The sequence below is a fragment of the Bathymodiolus platifrons methanotrophic gill symbiont genome (genome assembly GCF_002189065.1).
In the GTDB taxonomy this organism is placed as follows: domain Bacteria; phylum Pseudomonadota; class Gammaproteobacteria; order Methylococcales; family Methylomonadaceae; genus Methyloprofundus.
Map to the genome: position 1 here is coordinate 1 of NZ_BDMN01000192.1, position 1,440 is coordinate 1,440.

2 protein-coding genes and 1 pseudogene are annotated in these 1,440 nt (G+C 38.9%); 2 read left to right on the forward strand and 1 reads right to left on the reverse strand.

Annotated features, from left to right (window positions below; translation table 11 throughout):
- Together CDZ78_RS11525 and CDZ78_RS11530 are read left to right on the forward strand one after the other, a co-directional pair.
- On the forward strand, positions 1 to 189 hold a 189-nt coding region (locus CDZ78_RS11525; protein ID WP_140414012.1), incomplete at its 5' end, for a DDE-type integrase/transposase/recombinase.
- Positions 190 to 350: 161 nt separating this feature from the next.
- Complete coding sequence (locus tag CDZ78_RS11530; protein WP_087870148.1) at positions 351 to 1,151, forward strand: hypothetical protein; 801 nt, start codon at positions 351 to 353, stop codon at positions 1,149 to 1,151.
- Between the two features lie 193 nt (positions 1,152 to 1,344).
- Here CDZ78_RS11530 and CDZ78_RS24540 read toward each other — a convergent pair.
- Positions 1,345 to 1,440, reverse strand: a pseudogene (locus CDZ78_RS24540) (IS6 family transposase); the annotation flags it as partial.

Here is a 1,440-nt window from a genome sequence, read left to right on the forward strand (position 1 = left end):
TTGAATAACATCATCGAACAGGATCATCGATTTATCAAAAAAATAACAAAGCCAATGATGGGCTTTAAAGCGTTTCACTCCGCTCAAGCAACAATTGATGGAATTGAAACGGCACATATGATCCGAAAGGGACAGTTGTCTGAGGAAAGTATTCCTGCTTATAAGCAGTTTATGGCTTTAGCAGGATAGTTATGCCTGAAGACCAGGAGGTCTGCGCTTTTGATAATTATTGCGACAGAACCGATATTAATGCTGCAAAGAACATTCTCCGCTTGGGGCATCAAGCGCTAGCTGTAGGAGTCAGTCCCATTTAGGGGTTGAAGATACCAATAGTGAGATGAGAACTCAAAATGAAAATTAGCAATAAAATTATAGTGGGAGTTTTACTCTTCCCAATCACCTGTTATGGTGGTCGTTTTTTAGACTCACCTAGATATGGGAACTTAGACCACTTAAACGCCAGGTACGTTAATACAAAACTTGGTAGATTTTTAACCCAAGATAATAAGAAACAGTACGCAAATAATTATAGTTATGGGATAGGTGAAGTAATAGAATATTCTGACCCATCTGGCAATATGTGGCAAGAGGATTTGATTGACTTCACAGATATACCAGATACTGCGGCAATGGAAAAAACAGACTCATCAATTACATCGGAATCAACAATAAAACTATCCGATGTCAACTCTCCAGTTAGAAGTTCTTCGAGAAATACCGTTATTGTTGCTGTGACCCCGACTCAAAGCTTTGATATGAGGGATCAGGAGCTACAAGGTCGGCAGAATAGTTTAGATACTGAGCGGTATCAGTTAAATATAGATAGATTCAATTTAGAGTTCCGTGAAAAAATGCTAAATAGGTCTCAGATAAAACTCGACCGGGAAAGGGATAACTTGCAGGAACAGATGGCATATTCAGGTAGCAATAAAAAGGTTACCCCAAGAGTTGTTGCAGAATTTGATCCATTAGTTTATATAAAAAACGAGATTAGTAATATTAATGTTGAATTAGAAGTGGTTAGGAAGAAGTCCCAATCAAAAATAGTGGGGATGAGAGGAATGCTCAGGCGGATGGACGAAAATATTAATGGGTTACTTGCTAAATATGACGATGATTTTCAACCGTTCCAAAAATATGAGGTGGATTAAAATAATTTTAATAGTCGAAACGCCGTGATGGCGTCTATAGTGATTAATCGCACTGTAATGATGAGGCAGATTCTCAATTAATATCATCAGTGTTCCCCTATCAATTGAGGCCGTGAAACTAACCTCGCCACAAGAGAGCTCATCAGTGGGTTCTGTCGCAAGGAAATGCAGGAAGCCTAGTCTTCAGGCATAACTATCCTGCTAAAGCCATAAACTGCTTATAAGCAGGAATACTTTCCTCAGACAACTGTCCCTTTCGGATCATATGTGCCGTTTCAATTCCATCAAT